7 protein-coding genes and 1 other RNA gene (1 of these 8 cut by a window edge) are annotated in these 6,476 nt (G+C 51.3%); all 8 read left to right on the top strand.

Annotated features, from left to right (window positions below; all coding sequences use genetic code 11):
* The first annotated feature begins 13 nt into the window (after positions 1 to 13).
* Positions 14 to 1,363: a transcription termination factor Rho gene (gene rho / locus PJDR2_RS00750; protein WP_012772142.1), complete on the top strand. Its 1,350-nt coding sequence runs from the start codon at positions 14 to 16 to the stop codon at positions 1,361 to 1,363.
* Positions 1,364 to 1,387: 24 nt separating this feature from the next.
* Positions 1,388 to 2,641, top strand: a complete 1,254-nt coding sequence (locus tag PJDR2_RS00755; RefSeq protein WP_012772143.1) for a radical SAM protein — start codon at positions 1,388 to 1,390, stop codon at positions 2,639 to 2,641.
* A gap of 109 nt (positions 2,642 to 2,750) precedes the next feature.
* On the top strand, positions 2,751 to 2,948 hold the full coding sequence (gene rpmE, locus PJDR2_RS00760) for a 50S ribosomal protein L31 (protein WP_012772144.1): 198 nt from the start codon (positions 2,751 to 2,753) through the stop codon (positions 2,946 to 2,948).
* A 75-nt stretch (positions 2,949 to 3,023) separates the two neighbouring features.
* Positions 3,024 to 3,458 (top strand): hypothetical protein, encoded by a 435-nt coding sequence (locus PJDR2_RS00765; RefSeq protein WP_012772145.1) that lies wholly within the window; start codon positions 3,024 to 3,026, stop codon positions 3,456 to 3,458.
* A gap of 60 nt (positions 3,459 to 3,518) precedes the next feature.
* An RNA gene (gene ffs, locus PJDR2_RS32275) (signal recognition particle sRNA large type) lies at positions 3,519 to 3,786 on the top strand.
* A 155-nt stretch (positions 3,787 to 3,941) separates the two neighbouring features.
* Positions 3,942 to 5,714 (top strand): DNA polymerase III subunit gamma/tau, encoded by a 1,773-nt coding sequence (gene dnaX, locus PJDR2_RS00770; RefSeq protein WP_012772146.1) that lies wholly within the window; start codon positions 3,942 to 3,944, stop codon positions 5,712 to 5,714.
* Positions 5,715 to 5,737: 23 nt separating this feature from the next.
* Positions 5,738 to 6,049, top strand: coding sequence for a YbaB/EbfC family nucleoid-associated protein (locus PJDR2_RS00775; protein WP_012772147.1), 312 nt, complete (start codon positions 5,738 to 5,740; stop codon positions 6,047 to 6,049).
* Positions 6,050 to 6,154: 105 nt separating this feature from the next.
* Positions 6,155 to 6,476, top strand: the 5' portion of a protein-coding gene (recR, locus tag PJDR2_RS00780) for a recombination mediator RecR (RefSeq protein ID WP_012772148.1). It continues 278 nt past the right edge of the window; 322 of the gene's 600 nt are visible here — the first part of the coding sequence; the start codon lies at positions 6,155 to 6,157; its stop codon lies beyond the right edge, outside the window.

Genomic DNA, 6,476 nt, shown 5'->3' on the forward strand with positions numbered 1-6,476 from the left:
AAGTGGTGAGAATATGACAGATCTTCAGATCTCCGATCTCGAAGAAATGAAGCTGACCGAATTGTACAAATTGGCGAAGCAGTATCAAATACCGTACTACGGCCAGCTGAAGAAGAAGGAATTAATATTTGCAATATTACGGGCACAAGCGGAAAAAAGCGGCCTCATGTTTATGCAGGGTGTACTTGAAACGTTACCGGAAGGCTTTGGCTTTCTACGGCCAATCAACTATTTGCCTAGCAAAGAGGATATTTATATCTCTGCTTCCCAGATTCGAAAGTTCGACCTTCGTACCGGCGACCTTGTATCAGGCAAATGCCGGCTGCCGAAAGACTCTGAGAAATACTTTGGCCTCCTCCAGGTAAACGCCGTAAACGGCACCGATCCTGCACAAGCGGCCGAAAGACTTCATTTTCCCGCTCTAACTCCTCTTTATCCACAGAAAAAGCTCGTGCTGGAGACGGCATCTTCCAAACTTTCTACGCGAATTATGGATTTACTTGCGCCTGTTGGCCTTGGTCAACGCGGCCTGATTGTGGCGCCGCCTAAAGCGGGTAAAACCTTACTGCTCAAAGAAATAGCGAACAGTATTTCGACGAATCATCCGGATATCGAGTTGTTTGTGCTGCTTATTGATGAACGCCCCGAGGAAGTAACGGATATGCAACGTTCCGTGAAGGGCGAAGTTATTGCTTCGACGTTTGATGAAGTGCCTGAGAATCATATAAAGGTAGCCGAGCTTGTGCTTGAGCGAGCATTGCGGCTGGTCGAACATAAGAAAGACGTTGTTATTTTGCTCGACAGTATTACCCGCCTTGCCCGTGCTTACAACCTGGTTGTGCCGCCATCCGGACGAACGCTTAGCGGCGGTATTGATCCGGCAGCTTTCCATCGTCCGAAGCGTTTCTTCGGCGCGGCCCGGAATGTGGAAGAAGGCGGCAGTCTGACTATCCTCGCGACGGCGCTTATCGAGACCGGCTCGCGTATGGATGATATCATTTATGAAGAATTTAAAGGTACGGGCAATATGGAGCTGCATCTTGACCGCAAGCTTGCAGAACGCCGTATTTTTCCGGCGCTCGATATCCGCAGATCGGGTACGCGCCGCGAAGAAATGCTTTTATCGAAAGAAGAATTGGATAAATTATGGGTTGTGCGCCGCAATATGACCGATACGCCTGACTTCGTCGACGGCTTCCTGAAGAAGCTCGCCGATTCGAAGACGAATGAGGAATTCCTGATGTCGCTTGACACATCGGAAGAAAAACCCGCCCCGCAGCAGCGGACAAGCACAGGTACGGGACTCAAAAGCAGCGCAGCAACCGGAAGGCGACCAGCACCGCGCACGACGCACGGCTCCTAGTGCCGCCGGAAGGAGGACATCAAGATGAATCTCGTATACGCGGATGAGAAAGGCAATGTTTTTGATCATCCTGACTATATTGCGCTTGGGCGCAGCGGCGATATGATCGTCGAATTAATGGAAGAAGAGCTGATCCCTCTGCCAAGGGGAGCTACGCTTGTAGGGCTGCCGCATACCCGTCCGGTCTTTATGGATCCGGATACCGGCGATATGAAAATGCTCTCCGGCAGCTATCAGGCCGTAGGCGCTTTGCTGCCGCAGGGCTATACGCGTCTGGCACTGCCAAGCTATGTGAAGACCGATAAGAATGAGAAGTTTCCGCTCTTTGGCTACACCTCTGTTGTTTGGAAGGACGGCGGTTTCTATGTAGCGGCGGAGCAAAGCGATGATCCGTACAAATGGGATCCGCTTAACTGTGACCGTGGAGATGTCCGCAAAGGGGTAGAGCAGCTGACTGCCAAATATCCGGAGAACAGGCTGTACAAGCATTTGTCGCACTGTGCGCTTGGTTATGAATGCCTGACTTCTTCCAATACGTTCCTGCAGCGCTGGGAGGGTGGCGTGCCTGTTTCCTACTCTTGTAACGCGGGATGCTTCGGATGTATTTCGGAGCAGCCGGATGACAGCGGGTTTGTTGCGCCTCAGACGCGGATGAACTTCAAGCCTACGGTGGATGAGATCGTAGAAGTGATGCTGGAGCATCTGAAAACGCCGGAGTCGATTATCAGCTTTGGCCAAGGCTGCGAAGGGGAGCCTTCAACGCAGGCCAAAATCATCGTGGAAGCGATGAAGATCGTCAGAAGCCAAACAAACCAAGGCTATATTAATATCAATACGAACGCGGGACTTACTGACTTCATGCGCGCGATTGTCGACGCGGGTCTTGACCTGATGCGCGTCAGCACGATCAGCGCTATTGATGAGCATTACAATGCTTACTACAAGCCGCGTGCTTATACGCTTGCCAATGTAGAGAAATCCTTGAAGTATGCGACCGATAAAGGGGTATATACATCCATCAACTACCTGATCTTCCCCGGGGTGACCGACCGTGAGGAAGAGATCGAGGCGATGATCGGATTTGCGAAGCGGACCGGACTTAAACTTATTCAAATGCGCAACCTGAATATTGATCCGGAGAGCTATCTGCAGCTGATTCCTCCCGCCAAAGGCGAGATTTACGGGATGAAGCAGATGCTTGAAATCTTCCGTGAAGAACTGCCTGATGTCGTTATCGGCTCGTACACGCATCTTCCGCCGGCAGCTGCACGCAAGTAGCTGGCAAAACATCGGCATTGCATGCTTGTAGTCGTCGTGCTATAATCCGTGTTGTGTGATTTATAACTCTGGACCCGCATGTGGTTCAGGGCAGAAAGAGGTGAACGAGATGAAACAAGGTATTCATCCGACATACCACGTATCCAACATCACTTGCGCTTGCGGTAACACGTTCGAGACTGGTTCGATTAAATCGAATCTTCGCGTAGAGGTTTGTTCCGCATGTCACCCGTTCTTCACGGGTAAGCAAAAGTTCTTGGATGCAGGCGGTCGCGTCGATCGTTTCAAAAAGAAATACGGCATTTAATCTCATCTGCCGCTTAATTTGGCAGAATAAGAAAACCTCCCTTAGCCATCCTATGGTTAAAGGGAGGTTTTTTGATTGCTTACCAAAAAGATGCTGCGCCGCAAGCTGCGCTTAATATTTATGGGATTTGCTATACCTGCTTTGGTCTTTGCTAGTTTGACAGGCTGTGCTGCCGACGGGGTGAACAATGGTCACCGGACGAATGACGGCAAGGTGGAGACCTATGGCCATGACGGATATATGGGTTATTCCAATAGCAACCCGAACCTGCCTAATAATAAGACATTCCTTAATTACGAGACGGACAGGAAGCTTATTAATCAGGTATTGCAGCCGATCGACGGGATTAAAAGCAGCCGTGTCGCGTTTAACGGCGGGGATCTTACCGTTCATATCAAGGCCGCTTCCAATCTGTCGGATGCCCAGGTTGAGGCGCTGCGGGCAAAGACGGAACAGGCTGTGCAGCTCAACATGCCGCGCTACCATGTCAAAGTGAAAGCATCCCGGTAATTCTTGCTGCCATTATCCTACGGTTGCGCTTTGCGTGTGGATGGGCTATACTTAGTTTTGCCGTGCTAGATGGGGAGTTAGCGGTGCCCTGTAACTCGCAATCCGCTTTAGCGAGGTTGAATTCCTGCTTTAGGTTATGTGATGCAGGGTTTGGCGCTTGCAATCAGTGTTGACGGTTGGGTCCTCCGCAATGGACGCTTGTGAACCTGGTCAGGTCCGGAAGGAAGCAGCCATAAGCAAGTTTGTTCATGTGCCGGGGGAGTGCCTGACCCGAGCTGAGACGCAAGAGTGCCGCCTGGATCGCATGTTATCGAGGGCAGGTGCACGGTTCATCATTTTCATAGTTTAAGTGTAGGAACACCAGCGATGGGGATCTGTTTTGAAGAAGCAGATGCCAGAAATGCGGGTGTTTTTGTTTTGCTTATAGACATCATGATGTATAATAGAGAACAAGAATGAGCAAGCCGAAGGGAACGTAAACGCGTGAGTCATATTGCATTATATCGTGCCTGGCGTCCGCAGACGTTCCAGGATATGGTTGGACAACGGCATATTATACAAACGTTGCAAAATGCGATTCGAGAGGATCGTGTTTCGCACGCCTATTTATTTAATGGTCCTCGGGGAACGGGGAAAACAACGGCGGCAAAGGTATTGGCGAAAGCGGTTAACTGTGAACGGGGCCCTGCGGAAGAGCCTTGTAACGAATGTGATGCATGCCGCGGCATAACAGCCGGTCATATTATGGACGTTATCGAGATTGATGCGGCGTCCAACCGGGGTATTGACGAAATACGGGACATTCGCGATAAAGTCCGTTATGCCCCGTCTGAAGTTCGATATAAAGTGTATATTATTGATGAAGTCCATATGCTGACCTCCGAAGCATTTAATGCGCTCTTGAAGACGTTAGAGGAGCCGCCTGGGCATGTTATCTTTATTCTGGCGACCACGGAGCCGCATAAGCTTCCGGCTACGATTATCTCGCGGTGTCAAAGGTTCGACTTCAGGCAAGTCTCGCTGGAAGAGCAATCGGAGCGGTTGTTTGAGATTTGCCGGGATGAAGGCATTGAGGCGGAAGAGGATGCGATCGCATATATTGCCCGTCTGTCCGAGGGCGGGATGCGCGATGCGATAAGCTTGCTTGAGCAGGTTGCTGCTTTTGGGGGATCGAGAATTACCCTGGACGGTGCGGTGGATGTAACGGGAGGCATGGCCGCGGATCAGTTCTATGCGCTGGCAGAGGCAATCCGGGACCGTAATGTCGCCGCAATCATGCCGCTCGTGGAAGGGTTGACGCAAGCCGGGAAAAGCGCGGACAAATGCATGGAGAATCTGATTTTCTATTTCCGTGATCTGCTTGTGTTAAAGCTAGCCCCGCAAGGTGCTGTAACGGAGCGGGTAGTTGACGCTGAACGGTTCCGCGGAATGGCCGATGCTTTCAGCTCCGAGCGGTTATTTAAGATGATTGATACGCTTAATACCTATCAATCGGATATGAAGCATGCTTCGCAGCCGCAGACGCTGTTTGAAGTAGCCTTGATGAAAATCTGCACGATAGGTAACGAGAGTGCCGGGGGGACGGGAAGCGGCGGCGGTGCCGCGACGTCCTCCCCGCCAGCCGCATCGGCTGAAGTACAGCGTCTTCGTCAACAGGTAGAGATCCTTGAACGCAAGCTGGAGCAGCTTATACAAAATGGAGGAGCTGCCGGTTCCGGAGCGGGTGATGGCGGTGCGGTCCGACAGCCTGCCAGCCAGTCCCGCCGCCCCGGCTTTGGCGGTGGCGGTGCTGCGGTCAGCCGGTCAACCGTGAAGCTTGATCCGTTTGTCGCTGCAGCCGGCAGTCCGGGTACCGGGCAAGTTCGGATGAAGTGGAACGAAGTGCTCCACCGGGTGAAGGAAGCGAGAATAACCGTACATGCTTGGTTGGTTGACGGGGAGCCGGTAGCCGCAACGGATTCCACGATTCTTGTTGCCTTCAAGAACACGATGCACCGGGAGACAACGGAACGGCCGGCACACCGGGAGATTATCGAACGGGTAATGCAGGACGTATTCGGCAATCCGTTCAAGCTTGCAACGTGCATGCTGAAGGAATGGCAGAATGCGGCCAGCCGCTCGGGCGAGCAGGAAGGCGAAACGCTGGAATTACAGCCGGATGCGATTGACACCGGGGAGGAGCAGCGTCCACAATGGGTAGAGGAAGCTGTTAAGCTTTTTGGTGAAGACTTAGTTGTAATTAAAGAAGATAATTAACTATTACGATGAGGTGATAAGTCATGAATAACATGAACCAAATGATGAAGCAAGTGAAGAAAATGCAAGAGCAAATGATGAAAGCCCAAGAAGAGCTTGTAAACAAAACGGTTGAAGGTACGGCTGGCGGCGGCGTTGTAACCGTGGTAGCGAACGGCCACAAGAAAATCATTAGCATCGCGATCAAACCTGAAGCGGTAGATCCGGATGATGTTGAAATGCTGCAAGACCTTGTTTTGACGGCCGTTAATGACGTACTGGCAAAAGTAGACGAAATTGCGAACCAAGATATGGGCAAATTCACTGGCGGCATGAAAATTCCTGGCTTGTTCTAAGGCGAATTGCTGTCTATATAACATATAAAAGCTATACGTACGCTGACGCCGCCGAAAGGGCGGCGTCAGCCGTTTAAGCTGAAGGCTTGAAAGGGGCTGCGCGTTTTGTTTTATCCCGAACCGATAGCGAAGCTTATTGATGCCTTTACGCGGCTTCCGGGCGTTGGACCGAAGACAGCCGCACGATTGGCTTTTCATGTGCTTCGTATGAAAGAAGATGATGTCATCGATTTCGCTAAGGCGCTTGTCAGCGTTAAGCGGAATCTGACGTACTGCTCCGTCTGCTGCAATATTACCGATACCGATCCATGCCGGATTTGCCAGGATAAAACGCGCGATAACTCCGTTATTTGTGTGGTTCAGGAATCGAAGGATCTTGTGGCCATGGAACGGACGAAGGAATTTCAAGGATTTTACCACGTGCTTC

Source organism: Paenibacillus sp. JDR-2, from assembly GCF_000023585.1.
GTDB lineage: Bacteria > Bacillota > Bacilli > Paenibacillales > Paenibacillaceae > Pristimantibacillus.